Source organism: Acinetobacter sp. YH12144 (assembly GCF_013418345.1).
GTDB lineage: Bacteria > Pseudomonadota > Gammaproteobacteria > Pseudomonadales > Moraxellaceae > Acinetobacter > Acinetobacter amyesii.
Genome location: NZ_VPCD01000009.1, coordinates 13,861 through 39,161, shown reverse-complemented (window position 1 = coordinate 39,161; position 25,301 = coordinate 13,861). Strand labels below are relative to the sequence as shown.

24 protein-coding genes are annotated in these 25,301 nt (G+C 40.5%); 15 read left to right on the top strand and 9 right to left on the bottom strand.

The window, feature by feature from the left end; genetic code table 11:
• Positions 1-834 carry an ABC transporter ATP-binding protein gene (locus FTU79_RS07535; protein WP_180049467.1) on the top strand — a complete coding sequence of 278 codons (834 nt, stop codon included), beginning with the start codon at positions 1-3 and terminating at the stop codon, positions 832-834.
• Between the two features lie 20 nt (positions 835-854).
• A complete protein-coding gene (locus tag FTU79_RS07530) occupies positions 855-1,685 on the top strand; it encodes an ABC transporter permease (RefSeq protein ID WP_180049465.1) in 831 nt (276 codons plus the stop codon).
• A 174-nt stretch (positions 1,686-1,859) separates the two neighbouring features.
• Here FTU79_RS07530 and FTU79_RS07525 read toward each other — a convergent pair whose 3' ends face one another.
• The gene (locus FTU79_RS07525; RefSeq protein WP_180049463.1) at positions 1,860-2,954 is read right to left on the bottom strand and encodes a sigma-54-dependent Fis family transcriptional regulator; all 1,095 of its coding nucleotides are present in this window, start codon (positions 2,952-2,954) and stop codon (positions 1,860-1,862) included.
• 230 nt (positions 2,955-3,184) lie between these two features.
• On the opposite strand from FTU79_RS07525, the gene FTU79_RS07520 reads away from it, so the two are divergent.
• Positions 3,185-3,400, top strand: a complete 216-nt coding sequence (locus FTU79_RS07520) for a molybdopterin-binding protein (RefSeq protein ID WP_067765474.1) — start codon at positions 3,185-3,187, stop codon at positions 3,398-3,400.
• Positions 3,401-3,445: 45 nt separating this feature from the next.
• The gene (locus FTU79_RS07515; RefSeq protein ID WP_180049461.1) at positions 3,446-4,270 is read left to right on the top strand and encodes an ABC transporter ATP-binding protein; all 825 of its coding nucleotides are present in this window, start codon (positions 3,446-3,448) and stop codon (positions 4,268-4,270) included.
• 163 nt (positions 4,271-4,433) lie between these two features.
• On the opposite strand, the gene FTU79_RS07510 is transcribed toward FTU79_RS07515, so the two are convergent.
• The 4 genes from FTU79_RS07510 to FTU79_RS07495 all read right to left on the bottom strand — a co-directional run bounded on the left by FTU79_RS07510 (position 4,434) and on the right by FTU79_RS07495 (position 10,384).
• On the bottom strand, positions 4,434-5,801 hold the full coding sequence (locus tag FTU79_RS07510; RefSeq protein WP_180049459.1) for an LLM class flavin-dependent oxidoreductase: 1,368 nt from the start codon (positions 5,799-5,801) through the stop codon (positions 4,434-4,436).
• Positions 5,802-6,097: 296 nt separating this feature from the next.
• Positions 6,098-7,459 carry an LLM class flavin-dependent oxidoreductase gene (locus FTU79_RS07505; protein ID WP_180049457.1) on the bottom strand — a complete coding sequence of 454 codons (1,362 nt, stop codon included), beginning with the start codon at positions 7,457-7,459 and terminating at the stop codon, positions 6,098-6,100.
• Positions 7,460-7,714: 255 nt separating this feature from the next.
• Positions 7,715-9,082, bottom strand: a complete 1,368-nt coding sequence (locus FTU79_RS07500; protein ID WP_180049455.1) for an MATE family efflux transporter — start codon at positions 9,080-9,082, stop codon at positions 7,715-7,717.
• 147 nt (positions 9,083-9,229) lie between these two features.
• Positions 9,230-10,384 carry a methionine aminotransferase gene (locus FTU79_RS07495; protein ID WP_180049453.1) on the bottom strand — a complete coding sequence of 385 codons (1,155 nt, stop codon included), beginning with the start codon at positions 10,382-10,384 and terminating at the stop codon, positions 9,230-9,232.
• Between the two features lie 228 nt (positions 10,385-10,612).
• Here FTU79_RS07495 and FTU79_RS07490 point away from each other — a divergent pair, with 228 nt between their 5' ends.
• From FTU79_RS07490 to FTU79_RS07475, 4 genes are read left to right on the top strand one after another with little or no spacing between them, the layout of a single operon-like run.
• Positions 10,613-13,975: a type VI secretion system Vgr family protein gene (locus FTU79_RS07490; RefSeq protein WP_180049451.1), complete on the top strand. Its 3,363-nt coding sequence runs from the start codon at positions 10,613-10,615 to the stop codon at positions 13,973-13,975.
• Between the two features lie 10 nt (positions 13,976-13,985).
• Positions 13,986-14,498 (top strand): hypothetical protein, encoded by a 513-nt coding sequence (locus FTU79_RS07485; RefSeq protein ID WP_180026146.1) that lies wholly within the window; start codon positions 13,986-13,988, stop codon positions 14,496-14,498.
• A 5-nt stretch (positions 14,499-14,503) separates the two neighbouring features.
• A complete protein-coding gene (locus FTU79_RS07480; protein WP_180026145.1) occupies positions 14,504-16,933 on the top strand; it encodes a hypothetical protein in 2,430 nt (809 codons plus the stop codon).
• On the top strand, positions 16,933-17,466 hold the full coding sequence (locus FTU79_RS07475) for a hypothetical protein (RefSeq protein WP_180026144.1): 534 nt from the start codon (positions 16,933-16,935) through the stop codon (positions 17,464-17,466). The genes FTU79_RS07480 and FTU79_RS07475 overlap by 1 nt, the downstream gene beginning before the upstream one ends.
• Before the next feature lie 43 nt (positions 17,467-17,509).
• On the opposite strand, the gene FTU79_RS07470 is transcribed toward FTU79_RS07475, so the two are convergent.
• A complete protein-coding gene (locus tag FTU79_RS07470; RefSeq protein WP_180010769.1) occupies positions 17,510-18,430 on the bottom strand; it encodes a Dyp-type peroxidase in 921 nt (306 codons plus the stop codon).
• A gap of 158 nt (positions 18,431-18,588) precedes the next feature.
• Here FTU79_RS07470 and FTU79_RS07465 point away from each other — a divergent pair, with 158 nt between their 5' ends.
• Positions 18,589-19,209 carry a LysE family transporter gene (locus FTU79_RS07465; protein WP_180026143.1) on the top strand — a complete coding sequence of 207 codons (621 nt, stop codon included), beginning with the start codon at positions 18,589-18,591 and terminating at the stop codon, positions 19,207-19,209.
• A 106-nt stretch (positions 19,210-19,315) separates the two neighbouring features.
• On the opposite strand, the gene znuB is transcribed toward FTU79_RS07465, so the two are convergent.
• The 3 genes from znuB to FTU79_RS07450 are packed head-to-tail and all read right to left on the bottom strand — an operon-like array spanning position 19,316 to position 21,381.
• On the bottom strand, positions 19,316-20,116 hold the full coding sequence (znuB, locus tag FTU79_RS07460; protein WP_180009577.1) for a zinc ABC transporter permease subunit ZnuB: 801 nt from the start codon (positions 20,114-20,116) through the stop codon (positions 19,316-19,318).
• A 3-nt stretch (positions 20,117-20,119) separates the two neighbouring features.
• Positions 20,120-20,881, bottom strand: a complete 762-nt coding sequence (znuC, locus tag FTU79_RS07455; RefSeq protein ID WP_373683469.1) for a zinc ABC transporter ATP-binding protein ZnuC — start codon at positions 20,879-20,881, stop codon at positions 20,120-20,122.
• Positions 20,882-20,883: 2 nt separating this feature from the next.
• The gene (locus tag FTU79_RS07450; protein ID WP_078191481.1) at positions 20,884-21,381 is read right to left on the bottom strand and encodes a transcriptional repressor; all 498 of its coding nucleotides are present in this window, start codon (positions 21,379-21,381) and stop codon (positions 20,884-20,886) included.
• Positions 21,382-21,520: 139 nt separating this feature from the next.
• Here FTU79_RS07450 and FTU79_RS07445 point away from each other — a divergent pair, with 139 nt between their 5' ends.
• The 6 genes from FTU79_RS07445 (at position 21,521) to FTU79_RS07420 (ending at position 25,295) form a co-directional block, all read left to right on the top strand.
• Positions 21,521-22,360, top strand: a complete 840-nt coding sequence (locus FTU79_RS07445) for a metal ABC transporter solute-binding protein, Zn/Mn family (RefSeq protein WP_180035138.1) — start codon at positions 21,521-21,523, stop codon at positions 22,358-22,360.
• Between the two features lie 170 nt (positions 22,361-22,530).
• The gene (locus tag FTU79_RS07440; protein WP_078194025.1) at positions 22,531-22,929 is read left to right on the top strand and encodes an ATP synthase subunit I; all 399 of its coding nucleotides are present in this window, start codon (positions 22,531-22,533) and stop codon (positions 22,927-22,929) included.
• Positions 22,930-23,031: 102 nt separating this feature from the next.
• A complete protein-coding gene (gene atpB, locus FTU79_RS07435) occupies positions 23,032-23,907 on the top strand; it encodes a F0F1 ATP synthase subunit A (RefSeq protein WP_078191478.1) in 876 nt (291 codons plus the stop codon).
• Between the two features lie 84 nt (positions 23,908-23,991).
• Positions 23,992-24,237 (top strand): F0F1 ATP synthase subunit C, encoded by a 246-nt coding sequence (gene atpE, locus FTU79_RS07430; RefSeq protein WP_000424060.1) that lies wholly within the window; start codon positions 23,992-23,994, stop codon positions 24,235-24,237.
• A 38-nt stretch (positions 24,238-24,275) separates the two neighbouring features.
• The gene (locus FTU79_RS07425; protein ID WP_078191477.1) at positions 24,276-24,746 is read left to right on the top strand and encodes a F0F1 ATP synthase subunit B; all 471 of its coding nucleotides are present in this window, start codon (positions 24,276-24,278) and stop codon (positions 24,744-24,746) included.
• 12 nt (positions 24,747-24,758) lie between these two features.
• Complete coding sequence (locus FTU79_RS07420) at positions 24,759-25,295, top strand: F0F1 ATP synthase subunit delta (protein ID WP_078191476.1); 537 nt, start codon at positions 24,759-24,761, stop codon at positions 25,293-25,295.
• The last annotated feature ends 6 nt before the right edge of the window (positions 25,296-25,301 follow it).

Below are 25,301 nucleotides of genomic sequence, written 5' to 3'. Positions count from 1 at the left end.
ATGACTAGTGCATTACATTTAGATCACGTGCGTAAGGTATTTCCTGCACAAAACCATGTCGGCAGTAAAAAATATAAGCCTGAATTTGTTGCTGTAGAAAATGTCACTTTGGATATTCAGCCGGGTGAATTTGTTTCAATCGTGGGGCCAAGTGGCTGCGGAAAATCTACATTATTAGACTTAATTGCGGGTTTAACCAAACCGTCGACAGGGCAGATTTTACTGAGTGGCAAGCAGATTACTCAACCGGGTTTAGACCGTGGCATTGTGTTCCAGCAATATGCGCTCTATCCATGGTTAACCGCACTGGAAAATATCGAATTTGGTCTAGAAGCCAAAGGCGTAGCAAAAAAAGAACGCCATGAAAAAGCCGAATACTATTTGCAGCTTGTGGGTCTCAGTGGCTTTGAAAAGCATTATCCGAATGAGCTTTCCGGCGGGATGAAACAGCGGGTTGCGATTGCCCGAAGTTTGGCTTATGAACCAGAAATTTTATTAATGGATGAGCCCTTTGCTGCCCTAGATGCGCAAACCCGAGAAACCTTACAAGCCGAGCTGATCAATATCTGGAAAAGCTCGAAAAAAACCATTGTTTTTATTACTCACAGTATTGATGAAGCAATTTATCTGAGTCAGCGTGTGGCGATTATGACCTCAAGACCGGGGCGGATTAAGGAAGTAATTGAAATTCCGCAAAGCCTGCGCAGCTCGAGTGAAGATGTCCGTTCATTGCCTGAATATGGCCGAATTCGCCATAAAATTTGGTCATTGCTCAGTGAAGAAGTGATTAAAGCGCAAGCCCTCGAAAAACATAAACAGCTTGCACATAACTAAAATATTCAGAGGATTTATTTATGTTATCGACTAAACAAGCCATCAGTTATACGCAAACCTATAACGACATTAAACCCAGACTACAATTCACTTGGTTAAACACGGTCTTTAAACGCACCATTGCCATTGTGGCTTTTTTCTTGCTGTGGGAGATTCTGCCGCGGAGTGGTGTGGTCAATCCGGCTTTTTTACCGCCGTTATCTGTGGTGTTGGAAACTACATGGCAGCTATATCAAAGCGGTCAATTAGGCATCCATTTCTTGGCCAGTATAAAGCGTTCCATTATTGGCTTCATTTTGGCCCTAGCGATCGCCATTCCTTTAGGTCTCATCATTGGTTGGTACAAGCTCGTGGCTGAAACCTTAAATCCCTTGTTAGAATTGTTTCGAAATACCACAGCACTGGCGTTAATGCCGCTGTTTATCTTATTTTTAGGTATTGGTGAAACCTCAAAAATCAGTCTGTTGGTGTATGCATGCACATGGCCGATTTTATTGAACACCATTACAGGCGTACAAACGGTCGATCCTTTACTGATTAAATCGGCACGAACCATGGGCCTAAAACCCTATCAATTGTTCAGAAAAGTGATTCTACCTGCATCCGTACCCACGATTTTTGTCGGTATCCGTCTGGCAGGGGCGATTTCGATTTTGGCCTTAGTGGCAGTAGAAATGTTTGGTGCCAAAGCAGGTCTGGGATATCTGATTATTTATTCGCAATTTAGCTTTGAAATTCCACAAATGTTTGTGGGTATTTTAGTCATTACCCTCGTGGGTTTATCCTTCAACTATTTCTTGATTGGACTAGAAAAATACTTCACAGCGTGGAAACGCAACCCTGTGGAATAATCTAAATGCAATAGAAAAATAAATAAAAAACCTCGGGATATACCGAGGTTTTTTATTACTGATTTTTTATATTTTAAATAATGCAATGAATAAAGAATAATGTAGATGACTATTTATTTATCAGTTTTGTATGGATTATTATTTTAATGTGGAGAAAATAAAAATATGACTTATTTATAATAAGCCATATTTAATTAGGCGAGTGCGAATGACGTTGCGTGTCACTCCAAGCAAACGAGCCGTATGCACTTGATTGTATTGACAGTGCTGATACGCACTTCGGATAAATTTTTCTTCAATCAGCTCATTAATATTGTCATGCTTAAGTTGATTTGCGGCTTGAAAAATTTGTAAAAAGGTCTGCTCAAGTAACTGTCCAGCATCTTGAATATCTTTGATGTTGGCTACAGCAGAGGTGGCATTTTGTAAGTTAAAAGGTTCTGCACGCGAAAACGACGATGCACTTTGAATACTCGAAAAACTAATATCTTCTGGTTCAATCACACCTTTTTCACTGACTAAAATCGCATGTTGAATGGTATTTTCTAATTCGCGAATATTTCCCGGCCAGCTATGTAAATGGAGTTTCTTGAGCGCCAATGGGCTGAGGCGTAATGGTGTGTCATGTGGGTTGGTTTGATAGACCTGAATGAAGTGTTTAACCAAAGGCAAAATGTCGCCACGACGCTCTGCGAGACGTGGAATGCGTAGCAACGCCACATGTAAGCGGTAGAATAAATCTTCCCTGAAACGCCCGTCCTGTACGGCATGCTCTAAATCGACATTGGTTGCGGCTATGATTCGGACATTAATTGGAATGGATTTGAGTGAGCCGACTCGAACGATCTCTCTTTCTTGTAAAACACGGAGTAATTTGACTTGCATAGGCAAGGACAGGTCACCAATTTCATCTAAAAATAAGGTGCCATTATGGGCTGCTTCAAACCAACCGACACGGCTATTAATTGCCCCTGTAAAGGCTCCTTTTTCATGTCCAAATAGTTCGCTTTCGACTAATGACTCGGTAAAGGCACCACAGTTCACTGCGATAAATGGACCTTTGGCACGATGGCTTAATTGGTGGATTTGGCGTGCAACCAATTCTTTACCTGTGCCTGTATCACCAATGATGAGTGCATTGGCCTCACTTGGTGCAATTTGTTCAATTCGTGACAACAACGCTTGCGATAACGGGTCTGCAAAGACCGTCGCTGTTGCCCGTTTATGTTTCAGTGCAGAGGGCACTGCAGGGTGGGTCAAAATAGACATATCGTCTCTTATAGTTGTTGAAAATGCAGATCATGATGAAAGATTTAAAAATAAAAGATAAATAATAATTCGATATTTAAATATCAGTTTCACCGATAAATTCATGCGTGGATTATTTATCTGATTTTAAGATAAATAAAATCGGGATAACTAAAGGATAAATCAAGATATAGCAAGTGATTGAACTGTTTTATAGTAAAGCTCTCTTAATAACAAAAGGCATAATTAAAATGGCGATTACTTCAGTAAATGTGCGAAACCAATTCAAAGGCGTGATTAATGAAATCGTAGAGGGTCCTGTGGTTTCAGAAATTGATGTGGAAACCAAAGCGGGCTTTTTTACGTCCGTGATCACGACGCGTTCGGTGAAGGATTTAGACTTAAAAGTAGGTTCAGAGGTGGTGGTGTTAATTAAATCGACGGAAGTGTCGCTGGCTAAACTCTAAGGTTTAGTCCAGCAAAGTTTGTCAGCACAAATAGAGAATAATGATATGAGCGTAGAACAAGCTGGTTCGGTTTCTATTCAGCAGCTAACGAAACATTATCCCACACAAAAGCAAGAAGACTTAACCGTACTTAAGGACATTAACCTGAATATTCAGCCGGGTGAGTTCATTAGTATTGTGGGAAGTAGTGGCTGCGGAAAATCCACATTATTACGGTTGTTGGTTGGTCTAGAGCGTCAGTTTCAGGGCCAGATTTTGGTTGATGGTCAGCCTATACAGGGCACGAGTTTGGAACGTGGTATCGTGTTTCAAGATCATCGCCTGTTTCCATGGTTGACGGTAAGAGAAAATGTACGGATTGCCTTGCATAAAAGTCAGTTTAGCCGTGCAGAAGAAGATGTATTGATTGATGAGCATCTGGAGTTGGTCAAATTAACCCAATTTAAAGATGCTTATCCTTCGCAGTTGTCTGGTGGGATGAATCAACGTGTGGCGATTGCCCGGAGTTTGGTGAATCGACCACAGATTTTATTACTCGATGAACCCTTTGGCGCACTCGATGCATTGACGCGGCAAAATTTACAGGATGAATTACAGCGAATCTGGCAAAGTGAAAAAATCACCATGATTATTGTCACCCATGATGTCGAAGAAGCGGTATTTTTGGGTGATCGGGTTGTGGTCATGCAGCCACATCCGGGACGAATTAAACGTATTGTAGATATTCATTTAGCCCATCCGCGTAAACGCGAAGATGTCCGTCTGATCAATATTAAAAATGACATTTTGACTGACTTTAGTGATCCAGTAAAAGATCAGTTGCTTGAACCTTTATCTCACCGATTTGCCGATTATAAATTTGCATGGTAAGTCTGGATTGACCATCTCATAGACAATGTAAAAGTCCCGAATTCAGGGCTTTTTTAGGCTTATCAAATATAGTCAGTATGATCATCGTTTAAGCTAGATCAATTTCAGTCCATAAAAATGCCCCAGTTGGGGCATTTGTTTTTCAGTTTTATCAAGCGTTGGTTTATGAGGCTTGAGAGGTATGTCTTTTTTCTAAAACATATTGGTTTTCAGGTCGTTTTAAACCTAAGTTTTCACGTAAGGTCTTGCCTTCATAAGCCGTGCGGAATAGACCACGACGTTGCAGTTCAGGGACAACCAAATCCACAAAATCATCTAAGCTTGCAGGTGTGGTTGGTGGCAAAATATTGAAACCATCCGCCGCTTCATTTTCAAACCACGCTTGTAGTTGATCGACTATTTGTTCGGGTGTTCCGATCAGTGTCCAATGCCCACGTGCGCTTGCAACCCATTGGTAAAGTTGTCGGATGGTAAAATTATTTTTACGGGCAATCTCTAAAATCAGTTGTTGACGGCTTGCGCCATTTTGCGCCTGTGTTAAATGTTCTGGCAGCGCTTGGTCGAGGTCAAATTGCGACAGGTCTTCAGTAAAACCACCCAATTGTTTGAGTAAGTTCAGTCCCAAAGTCGGATGAATATATGCATTTAATTCATCGTATTTTGCCCGAGCTTCGGCTTCAGTTTGTGCAACAAAGATCGACACACCCGGCATGATTTTTAAGTCATCGGCATGGCGACCATATTTGATAAGACGCGACTTTACATCACGATAAAAGGCTTGGGCATCTTCTAATTTTTGCTGTGCGGTGAAAATGACTTCGGCATATTTGGCGGCCAGTTCACGACCATCTTCAGACTGTCCCGCTTGTACAATCACGGGATAGCCCTGTGGTGGACGAGCAATATTTAATGCACCATGTACCGCAAGATGTTTACCCTTAAAGCGAGGTGGATGCAGTTTATCGCCCGTGAAAAATTGCCCAGTCTGTTTATTGTATTCAAAGGCATCATCTTCCCAAGAGTCCCAAAGCTTTTGTGCCACTTCTATAAATTCATCCGCACGTTCATAGCGTTCTTTGGGGAGCAGCGCATCATTGATGCCATAGTTTTTTGAAACCACACTGCCAGAAGTGGTCACCACATTCCATGCCGCCCGACCTTCAGACAGATGATCTAAAGAGGCAAATTTTCGCGCCAAATTATAAGGTGCTTCATAGGTGGTCGACGCTGTGGCAATAAAGCCTATATGTTCGGTTACCGCTGCAAGTGCAGAAAATAGGGATACCGGTTCGAGCCCGGCAGAGAAGGTGCCATTGAGACCCAAATCAGGTGTTGTATCAGGATCGACGGTGACGGGAACATCCGCAAGGAAATAGGCATCAAATAAGCCACGCTCTGCGGTCTTTGCCAGTTCAATAAAGTATTTTAAATTGTGACTATCCTGTGGGCGAGCCTGAGGATGGCGCCAACCTGCCACATGTTGCGAAGTCCCTGGTACGAATGCCCCTAAGCGAATTTGACGTTTTGACATAAATAAACTCTGTAAATGTTATTGTTCACTAGGAGTATTACAATGTTTATGCCAATAAAAATATTGTTATAAAACAAGATATTATTTTATTGTGAAGTTTTTACTGTTTTAAAATCAACAGAGAAATTAATCGCTTGTTGTGGATGCATCATCCAAAATCTTGCAGAACTTATCTGTTTATATATAAACACATAATAAAATTAAGGGATTTTATGCAGATGGCCTAACTCAGATAGAAAAAATGCCTCGGAAGAGGCATTTTAGAGATGGGTTAATAAAAACACTGTAAAAATTTACTAAGAGGCCTGCACCTGTTGATTCTTCAGCACATATTGATTCTCAGGGCGTTTTAGACCGAGGTTTTCACGTAAAGTCGTGCCTTCGTAGGCTGTTCGGAATAGACCGCGACGTTGCAGTTCAGGAACGATGAGATCGACAAAGTCATTTAACCCCGCAGGTGTTGTTGGCGGTAGGACATTAAAACCATCGGCAGCGTCATTCTCAAACCATTCCTGCAGTTGGTCTACGACTTGTTCCGGCGTGCCGATCAAGGTCCAATGTCCACGGGCTGAAGCGATATATTGATAGAGCTGACGAATACTAAAATTGTGCTTCCGGGCAATATCAATCATCATCTGCTGACGACTGGAGAAATTAATGTCTGCATCTTCTATTTTCGGGAAAGGGGCATCTAGATCAAATTTGGCCAGATTAATGCCACCTGCCAAAGCAGACAATAAACTTAAACCCACTTCTGGGTGAATTAAACTATTTAAAAAGTCATATTTTTCTTGGGCTTCTTGAGTTGTCTTGGCAACAAAAATCGAAACGCCCGGCATAATTTTCAGGTCATCTGCATGGCGGCCATATTTCACTAAGCGGTTTTTGACATCACGATAAAAGGCTTGCGCATCTGCTAAATTCTGTTGTGCAGTAAAGATCACTTCGGCATATTTACCGGCCAGTTCACGACCATCTTCAGATTGTCCTGCTTGAACAATCACCGGATAGCCTTGCGGTGGGCGAGAGACGTTGAGTGCACCCAGTACTTGATAATATTGACCTTGATGATTGGGCTGATGTTGTTTGCGGGCATCAAAAAATTGCCCGGTTTCTTTGTTGTAATGGAAGGTATCATCCTCCCATGAGTCCCAAAGTTTTTGAGTCACCTCAATAAATTCATCGGCACGTTCATAACGCTCTTTGGGTTCAGGGTGCTGCTGAATGTTAAAGTTTTTTGCGGCATCGGCAGAGGCTGTCGTTACCACATTCCACGCAGCACGACCTTTAGAAATATGATCTAAAGAGGCAAATTTACGCGCCAAAATATAAGGGTCTTCATAAGTCGTGGATGCTGTGGCAATAAAGCCAATATTTTGCGTCACAGCCGAAAGGGCAGCAAATAATGTGACGGGTTCAAAGCCAACGCCTTTATCGCCCAAACCCTTCTCACCTTCGACAGCAGAACTCCAACGGACAGACAGACCATCGGCAAGAAAGTAGGCATCGAATAGACCACGTTCTGCGGTTTTTGCCAGTTCAATTGCATAATCAATATTGAGATGATCTTGTGGGCGCGATTCGGGGTGACGCCAACCCGCGACATGCTGTGAGGTGGTTGGAATAAAAGCCCCAAGCTTTATTTGACGTTTAGACATAAAAAATTTCTCATCCCAATTATTCTTAAAAGATAAAAGGGATAAGAACAAAATCTATGCCAAACTGTAATTGTTTGAAAATATGCAACTTTTAAATCTATTGTGTTTTAAGTGTAGATAAATCAACAGGATATAAAACCAAATGTTGAAAAATAAACAGCAGTTTAACGGCAAACTTTATGTATGAATCTGTACAAGGTTTTCCATATGTAAACCCTAAAAGTATGTATCGGCTTTAGACTTTATAAGCGAACCTTATAGCAATACTTTGATGGCTTTTCGTCTCCATACCAGTTGGTAATACAGCCCTTGTAAGATACATAAGCTGACAAAGGCCAAGGCATAGGCATACCAAATACCTTTTAAGCCCCACCATTCACTGAATAGGTAGGCACACGGCACTTCAATGCAAATAATCGCCATAATATTAATAATCATCGGCACGGTCACTGTTCCGCTGGCCCGCATAATGGAAGCAAAAATCGCACTGGCACCAAAAAATAAAATCGACCAAAGCACAATGAACAGCAATTCTTGACCGAGAACCACAACTTCAGGATCTGTAATAAACAGCGCCATTAAATATTTAGAGAACAAATAGCCCAATGCCACCAAAATACCAGTAATAATGAAATTCATCCCGATGGCCGTACGTTTCACGCGATTAATTAGTTCAGATTGACCCGAACCGATGGCTTGCGCGGCAAAAATAGAAGCTGCAATCGCGATGGACAAGGCCGGGAATTGGATATAGTTCAAAACCTGATTGACCGCGCCATATGCAGCAGTAGCATCAGCACCATGGCGGTTAACTAAACCGACAATCACGAGACCAGCCACAGAGGTCGTGACCATCTGAATACCCGTTGGAATCCCCAGTCTTAAGATAATTTTGCTGAGATCATGTTGATGGCGAATATGACGAATCAACTCGAAGTCGAGTTTGAGCGGGTGATCTTTCTTTTTTAAATAGAAATATAAAAATACCAAGGCAATTAAAAAGCCGATATGACTGGCAATGGCAGGGGCAATAATACCTAATGTTGGAAATCCAAATTTTCCTGCGATTAGCACCGGTGTAATGATCAGTCCTGAACCAATGGTCATTCCTGACGCTATGAGCGGTGTTGTACTGTCACCGACACCACGCAAAATCGAGGTATAAATAATATAAATAAAGAGCAGTGGGCTACCGGCAAGCATCCATTGCACATAAGGCAAAGATAAATGCATCACGTCTGGGGCTGTGCCTAAGGCCAATAAAATGGGCTTGGCAAATATCACCCCTAAAAAGGCAATGATGCTGCCACCAATCAAGGTCATAAACAGCGTGGAACCCACGACGGTACGAACTTTTTCAAGGTTTTGCGCGCCCCAAGCTTGACCCACCAACACGGTTGCACCTGCCGATAGTCCAATCACAAAAGCCATTAAACAGAACAAAATTGGGAAAAATACCGCGACGGCTGCAATGGCATGTACCCCAAGCATCTGACCGACAAAAACGGTGTTAATGGTCCCAGATAAATTCTGCAAAATATTGGTGGCGATCAAAGGCACCAGAAAAACTAAAAACGTTTTCCATAAATTTTGCTGAGTAACGAGGGACTGTTGTTTTGACATGCTCAGTTCCTAGACGCGGCTTTTTATGATTTTAAGTTACTGATAACACTATCATGTTTGCATTCAAAAAAGCCTTAGTTTTTGAGTAACCAAGGCTTCATTATTTCTACATGTCTGTTTTAAAAAAACGTTTGGGCAGATACTGCTTTAAACCGCGGAGAGAATCTCTGCAGCTTGATCTAAGGTGGCATCTTGTTTGGCAAAACAGAAGCGTAATAAGCGTAAATTTTCCGGTGGTTTTTGATAGAACACCGAGACAGGAATCGCCACGATTTTATGTTGCTGTGCCAACAACTGACACATTTCCACATCATTTAAATCTGGACGTATGGCGCTGTAGTCAAGGTTTTGGAAATAAGTGCCTGCGGACGGAATCAACTCAAATCTAGAGTGGCTTAAGCCCGCATTGAAACGTTCACGTTTGGTTTGGTAAAAATGTGCCAATTCAGCAATGTGCTCAGGATGTTCTGCCATAAAGTTAGCCAATGCCATTTGTACGGGCGTAACACCGCAGAAATTTGCAAATTGATAGATTTGGCGAAACACTTGCATCAAGGCTGGCGCTGCAATGCAATAACCGGTTTTCCAACCTGTGACGTGAAAGGTTTTACCAAATGAGCCCACGACAAAACTGCGTTCACGCAGCTCAGGAAATGACAAAGCGGACAGATGCTGACGACCATCAAAAATTAAATGCTCATAGACCTCATCCGACAGCACAATAATATTTTTATCTTGAATCAGTTCGATCAAGTTGAGCCAGTCCTCACGCCCCCAAACAGCACCTGTTGGGTTGTGCGGTGTATTGACAATAATCATCCGGGTTTTATCGTTAATCGCAGCGGAAACACGATTCCAATCCACAGTAAAATGTGGCGTCTCTAAGGCAATGTGAATGGGATGAGCCCCAACCAATTTTACACTGGGCGCATAACTGTCGTAGCTCGGATCAAAAATAATCACTTCATCATCCGCATGAACCACGGCTTGAATGGCACTAAAAATACCAATGGTTGCACCCGGGGTAATGGTCACTTCGGTGTGAGGGTCAATATTTAATTGGTCTCGATGGGCAAACAGTTGGACCAATTGTTCACGCAAATGTATCAGTCCATCGCCGGGTGCATATTGGTTAAAACCTTGTTGCGTCGCATCACTTAGCGCATTTAACAGTGCAGGAGGTGCAGGGAAATCAGGAAAACCTTGAGATAAATTCAGTGCACTTAGACGCTGAGCCATTGCGCTCATGACGCTAAAAATAGTCACACCTTGGGCAGGTAGTTTGGATTCAATTGTGATCATGGAGCTTAAATTTTTTATAGATTGCTTTTTGAGTGTAGCAGTATCTCAACAGCTGCGAAAAGCTAGATCCGTAAAATTGATCCAGCATTGACGTTCCTATTCACTTGAATCCTAAAGTGTTGCAAAAGCCAACAAGAAGAATTCAACAAATTATTTGCAAAATAGGGTAGACGAAAAAATAATCATTTCCTAAAATGCCGTCATTAAAAAATTAAATACATAATAACAATGCTTAAAAATATTCACGCCATGGTGGAAAACTTTGGCTTTAGCGTACAGAAACGTGCGCTACACATTCATTTTTCAAATGAACCATTAAACACCGAAGTTTTTATTCAGCGGATTGAGGGTCAGCACCGAATCAATCAAGGCTTTCGTGCAGAAATTATTTGTCTATCCACCAATGCACATTTGGCTTTAAAGCAGTTTATAGGCGGCCGAGTGGCTGTCGATCAAGTGACTGATCTAGGTCAACTCAGTCGCCTGACTGGTGTGATTACCGGGGCCAGCCAAGGTCAAAGTGATGGTTCCCTGACGGTATATAAACTCATTATTGAAGATGCGACAGCACTTTGGCATAAGCGCCGTAATAGCCGTGTATTTATGAATAAGTCGGTGCGTGAAATTACCGAAGTGCTATTTACTGAGTGGCAGCAAAAAAGCGCATTATTTGCCGCGAGCTTGAGCCTCAACATGGATGGATTGACTCGAAACTATGATGTTCGACCATTTACTATGCAAGCCAATGAGAGTGACTACGAATTTCTGACTCGACTGTGGCGTAGTGAAGGGATCAATTGGTTAATTGATGAAGCTGAGTTATTTGTCGCATTTTCGGCTGCACCGATGCAAGCACAGCGGCTGCGTTTAATTGATACGAATCAGGCTTATAGTGCTTTAGAGCGGAAAAAAATTCGCTTTCATCGGAGTCATGCCACGGAACGTTTAGACACAATCACCAGTTTTGTGGCAGAACGCTTTTTACAATCGACCACGATTCAAACGCAGCGTTGGCAAGCTCAACATTTGGCACAAGACCAAAGTAATCCGCTCTTAAGTGCCCATGCACAGAGTGAGCAACAGCACAATGAAACCTTAAGTTTAGAGCAGGCGTGGACCATGAGTTCGGCTTGGACAACTGACCTTAAAGGTACAGATCAGGCGACCACTTCAAATACACAGCAATTGGATCAGTTGAATCGGCAACTCAATCAATATCAGGAATTACAAGCCAAATATTTTACCGCCAGCAGTAGTGTAAGGGATGCGCAAGTTGGGTACTGGTTTGAATTAGAAAATCATCCTGAAATCGATCAACATCAAACGACAGATCGTGAATTTCTCATATTGGGCAAAGTATTTTATAACCAGAACAATTTACCCAAAGATATTTTGGTTCAATTAGAAAAGTTACTTGCGGCGAGCCGTTGGCTATCTTTAGGGGATGAACGGCAGGCCAATGACCTATATGTGGTCCGTCGGCAAATTTCTGTGGTGCCTGAATATGATCCTTTATTACACCGGCCACCTGCGTTTCCACAGCGGGCTAAAGTGGTCGGTCCAGAAGGTGAAAGTATTTATGTCGATGCTTGGGGGCGTATCAAAGTTCGGTTTACGTTCACCCGCAGTGATGATCACAGTCATGATGGTGGAGCAGGGAGTAATGATAATGACAGTGACTCGGCTTGGGTCGATGTACTGACTCCATGGGCGGGTGAAGGTTATGGGGCACGTTTCCATCCTCGTATTGGTGAGATCGTGGTCATCGACTTTTTTGAGGGTGATGTGGATCGTCCCTTTGTAGTAGGACGAATACATGAGGCTGAGCGATCTCAGACCATGTTTGACCTCAAAGGTCAGCTTCCTGAAACCAAAAAACTCAGTGGTATCCGCTCACAAGAAGTTGCGGGAGCAGGCTTTAACCAACTGCGCTTTGATGACACGACGGGGCAGATCAGTACCCAATTACAGAGTAGTCATGCAGCGACACAGCTGAATTTAGGTAATCTCAGCCATCCTAAAGAACAAGACAGTAGCCATGGCCGTGGTGAGGGTTTTGAGCTGAGAACAGATGCTTATGGTGCAGTGCGCGCAGGTAAAGGGTTACTCATTAGTACCTATGCACAGGATAAAGCAGTTGCCGATCATCTTGCTGCTGCTGAAGCTCAGTCGCTTTTAAATCAAGGGCATCAGAGCATGAATATGCTGAGTGGCTTAGCTGTAAAGCAGCAGACCGATGCATTAAATGTGATTAATCGTTTGCCGAAGTTAATAAACTCTTTAGAAATCAAAAGTACTGCCGAAGCTGTTAAAGCGACTTTAAATTTGTTCAAGGAGGAGCTAAGTCGAGACCCATTGGCAGCGTTAAAAAACTGCAAAAGTTTTGTCAAAGAAATGGGCTCAATCGCACATGATGTCAAAAGTACAGTAAAAGAATTTAAATCATTTTTTAATGATGCCGAAGATGCCTTTGATAACTTAAAGTCTGTCATAGATCATATTGAAGAAAATGGTAAGGATGTGATTCAAGGGCGGGTTGCAAGTCTGAAAAGTAACCTAAAAGAAGATCCATTAAAAGTATTAAAAGATGTGGGTAAATTGATCGAAGACATCAAATTTAACCCTGATGATTTGTTGAATAATGGTGGTTTTGGTTTGCCACCAGCGATGACACCCATAAAAGCATTAGAAAAAGTACAAGGCTTTATGGAAGGCTATGCGCAGGGTTTAGAAAAATCCAATACAGCGGCAAAACAAGAACAAGGCAAATTATTCCGCCAAGCGTTGATGTTGCTTGCATCACCTAATGGTATTGCACTCACTACACCGGAAGATATTGTTTTACAAGCATCGCAGGATATTGCAGAAAGTGCGCAAGGTTCGATTAATTTCAGTGCTCAAAAGAATATTGTCGGTCATGCACAAGACAAAATCAGTCTGTTTGCGGCTCAAAAGGGCCTGAGTGCTTATGCCGCAAAAGGGAAAGTTGAATTACAAGCCCAAGATGATGCTATTGAAGCAATTGCACGAAAGGTGATTAAGCTCATTTCAACAGAAGATAAAATTGAAATTACCAGTCCTAAAGAAATTGTGCTGACTGCAGGAGGTTCACAGCTGAAAATTAATGGCAGCGGAATATTTACCACGACAGGCGGCAAGTTTGAGAGTAAGGCGGGGCAGCATAGTTTTGTGGGAGGAGCGACTGTAAATGCACAATTGCCTAAGCTGCCTGAGAGTGGGGTTTTTAGTCGGAGATTTGATTTTAAAGATCTAATTTCTAAAGAATTATTGGAAGATGGATTTAAATATAAAGTTATAAATAAAAATAAAAATACGGAATTTATAGGCCTGCTTGACAAAGATGCACGTACTCAAAGAATCTTTAGTGATAATCCTGACAATGTAGAAATAAGACTGTTAGGAAAATCTGAGATTGATTCGGATAAATTATTTCTTATGGAGGAAGATGTTTCTCAGGATAATTTAGGTGAAGCATGCTGTGGCGGTCATGAAGATGATCATAATCACGATGCTGAGGAAATTGATGACGATAATAATTTAGAAGATGATTTTAAGAGTTTTGGAATTTAAGGGTGAGTTTATGAAAAAAATAAAAGAAATAATAGCTATAGTTGTATTTTTAAATAGCTCAACGTTATATGCGGAAAGTTCGAAAGACTGTATGAGTTATTGGAATCAGCCAATTAAAAAGATACAGGTGCTTGAGGAAGTTGAATGTGAACATATTTGGAATTTTGGTAGAGATAAAAGTAGCTTAAATCGCTTGCAAGTAATTAATGATTTGAATTTAAAAACAAATAAATCACAATGGTTATCAACAGGACAGTGTCAAAAAATATCATATAATAAAAAAATATATAATATTTATAATGCCGAATACAAAGAATATGGGCACAATGTTTGGTTAATTTATGATGAAAAAAATGCTTTTGCATATTTTAGAAAAATAAATAGTAAAGATCAGTCAGTAGTTTTAAGTTGCAATCAGGTTGGTAAGGATCAAGAATTAAAATTTATACTTAACAGCTATTTAAAAAATAATACATCTGTAAGTATGGAAAAATATAAAGCTAATGATTGGTACAAAGAGTAATAATAATGAAAAAAACAATCACTTTTAAGGATGGTACTACTAGAAATTTTGAAACTAATTTATCGGGTTTTATTGAAGCGGTTAGCTTTAAAGAATCCTCATCAGATTTATCTTTGTCATTAAATCATCCAATAAATCTATGGTGTGCAAAAAAAATTAATGATGCTGGATATTTGGGTTTATTTCAATGGGGGGAGTCTGCACTTTATGAGTTAGGATATTATTTAGGTGATAAAGGGATCTCTTATGAAGATATTAAAAAGGCAAAGAAAGGATCTGCTTTGCATGAAAATTGGAAGAATCAATTTGACTCTAATAATTGGTCAGGACATTGGTCAGGTAAAAAAAATATAAATTCGAAATTTGAATTTTTGAATAATCCTCAAATTCAATATGAAGTAATAAAAGAATGGATTAATTATTTATGTAAACAGATTAGAAATAATAATTTAAATGAGCATTTTGGTCGGGTGATTCAAGGTGTAGAGATTAATGAGTCTGGCGTTATCGCTGGCATGCATTTGGTTGGTATAGGAGGTTTGGGGGCTTTTCTAGGTGTTTCAAAATTTTCTAGTCATAAACAAACAGATGGTAATGGAACACATATTAAAAAATATATTCAAGACTTTGGTGGATTTGATTTAGAGCAGTGTTGTAATCGAAAAATATATATAAATCTAAAAGATAAAAATGAAAAGGCATTAATAAATAAAGAAGTTACAGTTGTTTCAATATATTCAGGAAAATCCTTTTCTGCAGAGACGAAGGTTCGGGTTAAAAGTGATGAAAATGGCAGTCTCCCTGTCATTGTTAGACACCCATCAACTGAGATTAAAATTGTAGCTGATGGTAAAGAATCTAATCCTATTATTCAAAAAGCTGATCAAAAACAAATTGCAACCTTAAAAGATTTTGATGTTTCAATATTTCAAGCGAATTTAGAAAAAAATAATACGCCTCAATCAAAGCCTCAGTCTAATAAAACACCTCAAGAAGTAAGAAATGAACAGAATACATCTGAAGAAAAAAAAGAAGTAGTTACTGGTAATATAAAAGATGTGAGTTTTAATATTCAAATTATAGAAGAGGATACAAAGAAAGCTATTTCTAATATGGGTTTTTACTTAACTTATAAAGGGAATATAAAAAAGCATACAGCAGATTCATCAGGGACTAAAAAAGGTGTAGTGGCTGAAGTAGGCGAAGATATCGAGGTTTCAGTATCTGGAGCTGGACAACGTCAAAAGATACATCATTTTAAAGTTGAACAGTCTTTATCTAATCAGACTGTTAAAATTAAATTACCTGTATGTTTTTTTAAAATTAATGTTAAAGAAAATAATGAAAATGTAACAAATACTCTAGTAAGTATTTTTTATAGAAATAAGCAAATTGCGAAAAGAACAGATAGTAATGGAGATATTAGTGTTAAAATGCTATTGGGTTTTGTTTTTGGCTTTGGAATAAAAAATAAAGAGCTGGAGAAGCTCCGTGTTCTGAAAGGAATACCAATTAGGCATTTTAAAGTTAATGAGGGATTTGTAAAAGCTTCAAAGCTATATGAAATTGCCGATCAAAAGCGTAAGGAAGCAGATGAACTCAAGAAAAAATCTGACCAAATGCAGCGAAAAAAGCAACTAGAAGCTCAGGAAAAAGAAGCAAAAGAACAGGCAGAAAGAGCAAAATCAGAGGCTGAAAAAAATCAGCCTATTCAAGATAATACATACACGGAAAATGGCGGTGAGCCACTAACAACTGTTAGTAATCAATCTCCACCTACAAGTGATACAACACGTTATCATATTTACCATGATGGTAAGATTAAGCGTGAAAATAAGGCTGCTACTGGTTATGCAGAATTTATTTACTATGATTCGGTGGGAAGATTTTATAATTTAGGTAAGTCTCAATTTGTAGTAGCTGATAAATGGCAATCAAAAGGTGTTAAGGCAGGTGGTAATACATATTTGATTGATCAACGTAAACATAAATATTACAAAAGTGGATCTTTAGGTTATAAGTGGAATATTATTAGTGGTGATGGTCGGTATTATTTATCAGGATTATCAATGTCTGCAGTTCTTGGTGCTATGTGTAATTTGGGTTATGCCGAATATATTGGATCTGGATTTAGTTGTAGGGATGGTTCCCCAGGTGAAAGTGTAAGTCATTTGAATGGTATAAATGGTGATTTTAGATATATAGCTATTAATAATAGACATATGACAGAAGTAACATATACTTCTCATGATCATTTTGATTGGAATAAAAATGTCGCTTTTGTTGAAGAGTTATTTAAATTTGGCTATAAATTGTTTGGCTCACATCCAGTGAAAATTAAAAAAAATGCATTATTGCCTCATTCGCAGTCATGGAAGGATCATAATCATCATATTCATCTACATGACTTTTCTCCAAAAGTGGAAGATTTATAATGAAAAAGAAATCAGTTTTTACTATTAGTTTTTTAATATACTTTTTATTAATAGCATGCACAGAACAATCAAAGAGTGAAGTTGAAGTTATACGAAATGATAATGTAAATGCTATATTTACAGAAAATGGTTTTGGTGGAGTTGAAGTAAATCAAAGAATTAACGATGAATTTATTGAAATTGAAAATAGTAGAGTAGATAATTGTTTTTTTGCTAAAAATAGAAAAATAAAATCCGATGTGGATTTTCAAGTTCTTAATAATAAAATTTCTGTAATTTCTTCAAATCAACTCGGAGTTTCTACGAATCTAGGAATTAAAGTAGGGGATGAAGAAAGTAAAATTTATGAAAAATATAAGAATTCAGTGATTGATAAAAAAATAAATCCATATGGTGAATCTCAAAATGATTATTCAATTATTATTTGGAATCATGATAAAACAAAGGGTACACGGTATGATATCGAAAGCAAAAAAATTATAGGTATAAAAGTAGGTGATACTAACCTAACTTTAATGGAAGGTTGTGCTTAAGCATTTTTAAAAAATAAAGCCGACTCTCGTCGGCTTTATTTATTCAACCTTCCAGCACTTCTTCCAATAACTCTTCACTCGGTGCAAAGTAATAAGCGCCATCCATAGGAGTGACAAAGTGAAGTAAGCGGTCATGAATGCCGTCACCACTGGTGCCAAACATACGTACTAGCATGCTGTCGATAATGCTTAAATCATTGGTATATGCCACAAAGAACAAGCCTTGATCGCCACGGCCATCACCATAAGGGAGTGAATGACGCAAAATCGCCATTTCTTCACCTTCACCATCTTCTACAACTGTACGTGATACATGTGAGTTTTCAGGCTGTTCATCTTCATCTAACTCAATAGACTCAAGTTTAGTACGGCCAATTACATGCTCTTGCGCATCGACTTTCAGCTTTTTCCATTTATCCAAATTATGCGCATAACGCTGTGCAAAAATAAAAGAGCCATTGGCAAATACGCCAGCTTCTTCAGCTAGTAATGCTGTTTCAGCACGATCATCTGGAAATTGCGGATTTTCAGTTCCGTCAATAAAGCCGGTTAAATCACGGCCATCAAAATTGCGGAAGCACACACGTTCATCCAGTACGTCAACTTTATCTTGAATACCATCAAAGAATGCTTGGCTCAGCGCAAAGCAAATATCTGTACGCTGTGCTGCAATATGGATAAATACATCTGCTGGGGCTACAGGCATGTTAAATGAACCTTGAATTGGATCAAGTTGTTTAAAGCCTGCCGGGGATTGACTGTAAAGTTGTGCCCAAAGTTCTGGTCCAAAAGCCACAGCCGTTTTAATCTGTGCATTTGGATGTTGGGTAATCAGACGATCACGAGTATTAAGTAAGTCTTCAAGTTGTTCTTTTAATTCGCTAATCGTTAAATCTTTTAAACGTAAAACAATAAAACGAGCATGATCTGAGGGTAATGGCAAAATTACAGATTGAGCAGACATTCATGGCTCCTAAAAATTATAATTTCTGAGTGGCTGTGTGTATTGTGCCTTAAGCAGCGCTGAGAGTGTAGCCTTCATTTGGCCTTTTAGCGTGCATTATTGTCATGAAAATAGAGTAAATGTCTATAATACAGACCCATTTCAAACTTGAGCTAATGATGTCCTATCAAATCTGGATTGCATATATGTTGGCATGTTGGGTGATTAGTGTTTCCCCAGGTGCAGGTGCAATTGCGTCTATGTCGAGTGGTTTGAATTATGGGTTTAAGCATGGGTATTGGAATGCCATCGGCCTGCAATTGGCACTTTTGGTTCAGATAGTCATTGTTGCAGCTGGGGCAGGGTTCTTATTTGCGACGACACCATGGGCTTTTCTGATCGTGAAATGGTTTGGTGTGGGCTATTTATTGTATTTGGCTTATTTACAGTGGACAGCGCCAACAGAGTCAATTGAAATCCAACAAGATTTACCAAATAAATCACCTTCAAAATTAGTTTTACATGGCTTTTTGGTCAATATGAGCAACCCTAAAGCGATTGTATTTTTATTGGCTGTTTTGCCGCAGTTTTTAGATTTATCCAAACCCCAATGGATTCAATATGTCATTATGGCTGCAACGATGATTAGCATCGATCTGATTGTCATGGCGGGGTATACCGGTCTCGCTGCAAAAGTGCTGCGGTTATTAAAATCACCCAAACAACAAAAATATTTGAATCGAACCTTTGCGGTATTATTTGCTTGTGCTGCGAGTTTATTGAGTTTGGTGCATCAATAAATCCAGTGAGATGATTCTGAGTATCGTATTTGACGTGCAAAAAAAGCCATGCAACTGCATGGCTTTTTTTTTGATATGTCGCGAATTGAACAATGAACGTTGCTACTTAAGCCACTTTCTTAAATTTTTGCATAATAAAAATTAGGGCAAAGAGCAGCGCCATAGTTAATACAATGGTCAGTCCTGTAGAGGTGTTTAAACCAGCACTTGACCATAAACCTACAGTTACACCGACTTGGGCAATGATGAAAGACCACAGTACCATTTGCTTCGGAGAATTTGCCAATAAACGAGCGGTTAATGCAGGAATCACTAACAGTGCACCCATCAGCAATGAGCCGACAGCACGTAAAGCCAATACGGTAAATAAGGCCAGTAACAACATAAAAATCAGACGTTGCCATTTGGCGCTGACACCTTCACTGACCGCAATATCGGGGTCAATGGCAATCTGAATCTGCGATTGCCAACTTTTATACAGCACGGTCAGTGCCACAATGATCACCATTGCAAAGACAGGCAAATCTGACCAAGAAATGGTGAGTAAATCACCAAATAAATAGCTGAGTAATTCAGGTCTTAAGCTTGGCAAATGTTGTATGAAGAGTAAGCCTGAGCACAGGAGTGTAGCCGAACAAAGCGCGAGCAAGGCGTCATTGGGCAAGCGTGGATCGTGTAACACCCATAAGATTGCAACCAATAAGAGCGCAATCAATGTAACGCCCGTCCAAAGCGGTAGACTCATTGCACCGGCAATGGCGACACCGAGTAAGGTGCCATGTGCCATGGTGTCCGCAAAAAATGACATGCGACGCCATAACATTAAACAGCCAAGCGGTGCAGTCAGGAACACCAGCAAAGTGCCCATGATCCATGCTGGCAAAAGGAGTTGTAGCCATTCCATCATGGATTATGCTTCCGGTTCAGGGTGAATATGAGGACGAGAGTCATGCTGGCAAGGCGTTGCACTATCGCCATGCGCACAGTGATCATGATGGTGTTGATAGAACACACGGTTTGTCCCAAAGATCGCTTGATATTCAGGATGTTGCTGCACATTTTCAGGCAAGCCACTACAGCAAATATGCTTATTGAGGCAAACTACACGATGTGTTCCTTGCATGACCCACTGTAAATCATGAGAGACCATCAAAACTGCACAGCCATATTTTTCAGGCAGGCTACGCACGTAGTCATACAGTTCCGCTTCAGACTGGATATCTAGACCTTGCATAGGTTCATCCAGAACCAATACATTCGGTTGACGCAATAAAGCCCGTGCAATCAATACACGTTGACGTTCGCCGCCCGATAGTTGTTGAACTTTAGATTGTTGTAACTTGGCAATGCCTGTATCACGAATAATTTCTTGCTTAATGCTGGCATCACATTTTTCTAATGCCAATAAATCACACACACGTAGCGGTAAGCTGTGTGATGGATTAAATTTTTGTGGCACATATGAGAATTTTAATTTTTGTATGCTGATCACTTTACCAGATACAGGTTTTACAATACCCAATAACACTTTGATGAGCGTGGATTTGCCTGCACCGTTAGGACCAATCAAGGTGACAATTTCTTTTTCGTGTAAGGCGAAATCTACATTTTTTAAAATGTCACGTTCATCGATTCGGACATGAACATGCTCTAAAGCCACAATGGGCTTCATATTTAGTGTTTGCTGCGGCACTGCTGACAGATCCCTGAAATTTCAATAATACTGTGATGTGCAGTAAAGCCATCGGATGCAGACAATTCATCGAGTTGCGCCATCAAGCCTTGAGCAGATGCTTCTTTGACTATTTTACAATCGGTGCAAATCAGGAATGCGGCTTGATGTCCTTCGCGCGGATGACAACACGGGATGTAAGCATTAATCGACGTTAGACGGTGAATCAAACCTTTTTCAAGCAGAAAATCCAGCGTACGGTATACCGTCGGTGGCGCTGCAGGTCGGTCAGACTCACTTTTGATTTTAGCCAAAAGGTCATAAGCACCCATTGGTCCCGTTGCGTTCAAGATCAGTTCCAATACTTCTTTACGCAAGGGCGTAAGTCGAGCACCCGTCGCGCTACAGAGACTCTCAGCTTCAGCAAGGCGCTGTTCGACATTATGATGATCGTGTACACCATGCAAAGCATTATGATGTTCGTGTGAACATGCGCTCATAGCCAACCTCGAGTACGAAACTGTATAAAGAAAAAGACTTTAAATCTTAACATGAAGCGTAAGGACTTACGAACAGACGTAGGTTTTTTTACGATTTTGTTATATTATAACACTATTCATTTTATGGTGCTCTCTCCCCATGTCCCGTGTAATTCTTTTTTGTAGTTTGGCTTTATTCAGTGTGATGAGCTGGGCGCAAGGTCTCGTTGTTTCTACACAACCGATTTATCTAATCGCAAAGGATGTACTCAAGGGTGTAGAGCAACCGAAATTACTGCTTGACCATCAATCTGGACATGATGTGAGCTTGACGCCTGCACACCGTAAAACCGTGCAAGATGCCAATCTCGTTTTATGGTTAGGTCACGCGCACGAAGCACCATTGGCAAAAATGTTGGGTGAAAGTGGCAAAAGTATCGCTATTTTAGACTCAGGTATTATCAGTGCTTTGCCATTACGTGATGTTCGTGGCAATGCATTAAAAGGCACAATCGATACGCATGTCTGGCTTGAACCAAACAATGCAGTTCGAATCGGCTTTTTTATAGCCGCGTTACGTTCACAACAGTTTCCAGAACATCGTGAAAAATATTGGGCCAATGCACGTGCATTTGCGCAGAAACTCTTGGTTACTGCACAAAAAACCGATGTGTCGAGCCGTGCTCAACCTTACTGGTCTTACCACGATGCCTATCAATATCTTGAGCGCTCACTGAATTTGAAATTTACCGGTGCGTTGACAGATGATCCACATGTCGCACCGACATTGGCACAAATCAAGTACCTGAAAGACCATCGCGCGCAGCCAAAAGTATGCTTACTTGCAGAAGCACATGCCAGTCAAAATCAGTATCAAAAGCTCGGTGGTATCGTCTTTCAGCCAGTTGACGAAACGATGAGTGGGGCAGGGGATTTTGTAACAGCATGGAAGATGTTGGCTGATGAAACCCTTAAATGCACACTAAATGCACGAAAGTAAAGTAAAAAATAAACAACTATTGATTAGTTTGAAAGCAGTTTGCCAATTTAAAAAAACACGACTAAGGTCGGGAAAAGATTGCAAGTTAAGGGGTGTAACTCTATAATGCCTGCGATTAAAAATAATCATCAGTTAAACTTGTCAAGCAGAATTGCTGTGAGTGAACAAAAATGAGTCGAACTAGTCGCATGATTGATCGACGATTAGCGAAAGCTTTAGTCATCTTACAAGCAGTAATGATTCCTGTTTCAGCCCTGATTGGTTGGGTCCTTAAAGACACAATCACAGCATATAGTGCAGCTTTGGGTGCGTTGGTATGTTGGCTAGCAAGTAGCTACTTTTCATGGCAGTCGTTTCGTGCGGCTGGTGCCCGTGCCTCTAAACAGGTGCTGTCAAACATGTATCGTGGCTTAATGGGCAAGTTTGCAATCGTGATTGTTGGATTCATTTTGATTTTGATCAATGTCAAGCCGTTGTCAGCGGTGGCATTGTTTTGTGGTTTTATGCTCGTACAAAGTATGTCGTGGGTCGCTCCTTTTTGGGCAACACGCTTAAAAAAACGAGTATAAACACAACAAAAAATTGAAAAGTTTTTTGGAGAGTAACGAGATATCAGGCAGCACGCGATATTCGTTTTCTCTATTAGTTTTGACATTGACCAGGTGTGATTTATGGCTGCTGAAGAACATGCCCTTACTTCGACCGAGTACATTCAGCATCACTTGACTAACTTGACCTATGGCAAAATGCCAGATGGTACTTGGAAGTTAGCTGAGACTGCTAAAGAAGCTCAAGAGATGGGGTTCACTGCTATTCACTTGGATTCAATGGGTTGGTCTATTGGCCTTGGTATTGTTTTCTGTTTGTTGTTCTGGGTTGTAGCGAAAGCTGCAAACTCTGGTGTTCCGACCAAGTTCCAGTCTGCAATCGAAATGATTATCGAGTTCGTTGACTCAAGTGTCCGTGACACTTTCCATGGCAAATCGCGCTTAATCGCGCCGTTAGCGTTGACCATCTTCGTGTGGATTTTCCTCATGAACTTGATGGACTTGATCCCTGTTGACTGGATTCCTTATACAGCTCAATTGATCGGTGCTAACGTGTTTGGTATGGATCCTCACCACGTTTACTTCAAAATCGTTCCATCTACTGATCCTAACATTACCTTGGGTATGGCATTATCAGTATTTGCGTTAACTATTTTCTATAGTATCCGTGAGAAAGGTCTTGTCGGATTCGGTGCAGAATTTGCACTTAACCCATTTAACCCAAGTAACCCAGTTTTAAAAGCATTACTTATTCCAGTAAACATTATTCTTGAATTAGTAACTTTTATTGCACGTCCAATCTCATTGGCTCTTCGACTGTTCGGTAACATGTATGCGGGTGAGTTGATCTTCATCTTGATCGCATTACTACCGTTCTGGATCCAGTGGGCGTTGTCTGTGCCTTGGGCGATCTTCCATATTCTTGTTATTACGTTACAAGCATTCATTTTCATGATGTTGACTATCGTATATATGAGTATGGCTAGCGAAAAGCATTAATGGTATTGCTCAACTGTCAAAGGGTGGTTGGGCACACAATTTTTTAACTTAATTTGGTATAAACCTAACCTCTGAGGAATTATCATGGAACTCACTTTAGGTCTAGTTGCAATTGCATCTGCTATCTTGATCGCTTTTGGTGCTTTAGGTACTGCGATTGGTTTTGGTCTTCTAGGCGGCCGTTTCTTAGAAGCTGTTGCTCGTCAACCAGAATTGGCTCCACAACTTCAAACTCGTATGTTCTTAATCGCAGGTCTTCTTGATGCTGTGCCTATGATCGGTGTTGGTATTGGCTTGTTCTTCATCTTCGCTAATCCATTTGTAGGTTAATCAGCTTAATTCCTAAATTAAACTATTGAGGAATAGCAATGAATATCAACCTCACATTGATTGGCCAAGCGATTGCATTTGCGATTTTTGTCGCATTCTGCATGAAGTTTGTATGGCCACCACTAATCAATGCGATTAGTGAGCGTCAGCGTAAAATCGCTGATGGCTTAAACGCTGCTGAAAAAGCAAAAGCTGACCTTGCGGATGCGCAAGCACAAGTGAAAGCTGAATTAGACGCGGCTAAAGCACAAGCGGCTCAATTGATCGAACAAGCGAACCGTCGTGGTGCGCAATTGGTAGAAGAAGCGCGTACTCAAGCTGCGGCTGAAGGTGAGCGTATTCGTCAACAAGCGAAAGAAGCTGTTGATACTGAAATCAATGCTGCTCGCGAAGAATTACGTCAACAAGTTGCTGCTCTTGCAGTTACTGGCGCAGAAAAAATTCTGAACCAGCAAGTTGACGCAGAAGCTCACAATGCCATGCTGACTCAGCTGGCTGCTAAACTTTAAGAGAGGCGGATTATGGCTGAACTCTTGACGTTGGCACGCCCATACGCTAAAGCAGCATTTGCTTACGCTTCTGAGCAAAATGCAACTGACGCTTGGTCAAATGCATTGAATTTGCTCAGTGCTGCGGTGCAAGACGAAGCATTTTCAGCTTATCTAAATCGCCCTGAGCTTACTCCTGCTGAGCAGGTAAGTGTTTTCGCAAAAGTTTTAGGTGAAGACCAGACAGCAGCAGTGTCAAACTTTTTGACATTGCTTGCCGATAATGACCGTCTGGCACTTCTTCCTGAAATTTCAGAAGAATACGAACAGCTCAAATCACAGAATAACAATACTGTGGATGTAGTGATTGAATCTGCATTCCCATTGACTTCTGTACAAGAACAATTACTTGCGCATGCATTAGAGAAAAAATTCGAAGCTGCCGTAAATGTTTCTGTAGAAGTTAACCCAGCGTTGATCGCGGGTGTAGTTATTCGTGCAGGCGACCAAGTGATAGATGATTCTGCGCTTAACAAGCTTGAAAAAATGCGGACTCGTCTTCTTGCTTAACAGCTC

What these genes read in the sequence shown, in the direction of transcription:
- FTU79_RS07535 (WP_180049467.1), top strand. Translation starts at nt 1, where the DNA reads ATGACTAGTGCATTACATTTAGATCACGTGCGTAAGGTATTTCCTGCA.
- FTU79_RS07530 (WP_180049465.1), top strand. Translation starts at nt 855, where the DNA reads ATGTTATCGACTAAACAAGCCATCAGTTATACGCAAACCTATAACGAC.
- FTU79_RS07525 (WP_180049463.1), bottom strand. Translation starts at nt 2,954, where the DNA reads ATGTCTATTTTGACCCACCCTGCAGTGCCCTCTGCACTGAAACATAAA.
- FTU79_RS07520 (WP_067765474.1), top strand. Translation starts at nt 3,185, where the DNA reads ATGGCGATTACTTCAGTAAATGTGCGAAACCAATTCAAAGGCGTGATT.
- FTU79_RS07515 (WP_180049461.1), top strand. Translation starts at nt 3,446, where the DNA reads ATGAGCGTAGAACAAGCTGGTTCGGTTTCTATTCAGCAGCTAACGAAA.
- FTU79_RS07510 (WP_180049459.1), bottom strand. Translation starts at nt 5,801, where the DNA reads ATGTCAAAACGTCAAATTCGCTTAGGGGCATTCGTACCAGGGACTTCG.
- FTU79_RS07505 (WP_180049457.1), bottom strand. Translation starts at nt 7,459, where the DNA reads ATGTCTAAACGTCAAATAAAGCTTGGGGCTTTTATTCCAACCACCTCA.
- FTU79_RS07500 (WP_180049455.1), bottom strand. Translation starts at nt 9,082, where the DNA reads ATGTCAAAACAACAGTCCCTCGTTACTCAGCAAAATTTATGGAAAACG.
- FTU79_RS07495 (WP_180049453.1), bottom strand. Translation starts at nt 10,384, where the DNA reads ATGATCACAATTGAATCCAAACTACCTGCCCAAGGTGTGACTATTTTT.
- FTU79_RS07490 (WP_180049451.1), top strand. Translation starts at nt 10,613, where the DNA reads ATGCTTAAAAATATTCACGCCATGGTGGAAAACTTTGGCTTTAGCGTA.
- FTU79_RS07485 (WP_180026146.1), top strand. Translation starts at nt 13,986, where the DNA reads ATGAAAAAAATAAAAGAAATAATAGCTATAGTTGTATTTTTAAATAGC.
- FTU79_RS07480 (WP_180026145.1), top strand. Translation starts at nt 14,504, where the DNA reads ATGAAAAAAACAATCACTTTTAAGGATGGTACTACTAGAAATTTTGAA.
- FTU79_RS07475 (WP_180026144.1), top strand. Translation starts at nt 16,933, where the DNA reads ATGAAAAAGAAATCAGTTTTTACTATTAGTTTTTTAATATACTTTTTA.
- FTU79_RS07470 (WP_180010769.1), bottom strand. Translation starts at nt 18,430, where the DNA reads ATGTCTGCTCAATCTGTAATTTTGCCATTACCCTCAGATCATGCTCGT.
- FTU79_RS07465 (WP_180026143.1), top strand. Translation starts at nt 18,589, where the DNA reads ATGTCCTATCAAATCTGGATTGCATATATGTTGGCATGTTGGGTGATT.
- znuB (WP_180009577.1), bottom strand. Translation starts at nt 20,116, where the DNA reads ATGATGGAATGGCTACAACTCCTTTTGCCAGCATGGATCATGGGCACT.
- znuC (WP_373683469.1), bottom strand. Translation starts at nt 20,881, where the DNA reads ATGAAGCCCATTGTGGCTTTAGAGCATGTTCATGTCCGAATCGATGAA.
- FTU79_RS07450 (WP_078191481.1), bottom strand. Translation starts at nt 21,381, where the DNA reads ATGAGCGCATGTTCACACGAACATCATAATGCTTTGCATGGTGTACAC.
- FTU79_RS07445 (WP_180035138.1), top strand. Translation starts at nt 21,521, where the DNA reads ATGTCCCGTGTAATTCTTTTTTGTAGTTTGGCTTTATTCAGTGTGATG.
- FTU79_RS07440 (WP_078194025.1), top strand. Translation starts at nt 22,531, where the DNA reads ATGAGTCGAACTAGTCGCATGATTGATCGACGATTAGCGAAAGCTTTA.
- atpB (WP_078191478.1), top strand. Translation starts at nt 23,032, where the DNA reads ATGGCTGCTGAAGAACATGCCCTTACTTCGACCGAGTACATTCAGCAT.
- atpE (WP_000424060.1), top strand. Translation starts at nt 23,992, where the DNA reads ATGGAACTCACTTTAGGTCTAGTTGCAATTGCATCTGCTATCTTGATC.
- FTU79_RS07425 (WP_078191477.1), top strand. Translation starts at nt 24,276, where the DNA reads ATGAATATCAACCTCACATTGATTGGCCAAGCGATTGCATTTGCGATT.
- FTU79_RS07420 (WP_078191476.1), top strand. Translation starts at nt 24,759, where the DNA reads ATGGCTGAACTCTTGACGTTGGCACGCCCATACGCTAAAGCAGCATTT.